General features: G+C 64.7%; 2 protein-coding genes. Both read right to left on the bottom strand.

Annotated elements, in window-relative coordinates; translation table 11 throughout:
* The coding region (locus tag ACTIEN_RS22350; RefSeq protein ID WP_439525327.1) for an ATP-binding cassette domain-containing protein at positions 1 to 319 on the bottom strand (319 nt) is incomplete at its 3' end.
* Positions 316 to 541 (bottom strand): alpha-D-ribose 1-methylphosphonate 5-phosphate C-P-lyase PhnJ (locus tag ACTIEN_RS22345; protein ID WP_439525326.1); only part of this gene is annotated, 226 nt, incomplete at its 5' end. The genes ACTIEN_RS22350 and ACTIEN_RS22345, both read right to left, overlap by 4 nt.

Here is a 541-nt window from a genome sequence, read left to right as displayed (position 1 = left end):
AGTCGGTGCGCATCAGGTAGCGCCGCTCGGCTTCCGCCATCTTGTAGATGTCGGCGCTGGCGCCATCGCGCATCCGGTAGTGAACCGTGCCGCAAGTCGGCGTCAGCCGTGAGGAAATGCAGTTGAGCAGCGTGGTCTTGCCGGACCCGGATTCGCCGACGATTGCGAGCACTTCACCCGGCCACAGGTCAAAGCTGACATCGGCGCAGCCGATGCGCTTGCCATAGACCCGGGTAAGGCCCTCGACGCTGAGCAACGGCTTGACCGGCGCCGGAATGCCGGCCGCGGCGAGCGCTTCAAGTGTATCGGAATGGCTCATATCGCAGCCTCCTCCCGGGCGTCAGCTTGATCACCCAGCAGCGCTCCGCGGTGCCCCTCGGCCTGGCGGCTTTCGCAGTGATGGGTGTCGGAGCAGACGAACATCCGCCCGCCCTTGTCATCGAGCACCACCTCGTCGAGATAGACTTCGACCGCGCCGCACATGGCGCAGGGCTGCTCGAAATGCTGGATCTCGAACGGATGATCCTCGAAGTCGAGGCTC

The sequence above is a fragment of the Marivita sp. genome, from assembly GCF_051859345.1.
Classification (GTDB): domain Bacteria; phylum Pseudomonadota; class Alphaproteobacteria; order Rhodobacterales; family Rhodobacteraceae; genus Marivita.
This window is presented reverse-complemented; position numbering and strand designations above follow the sequence as displayed.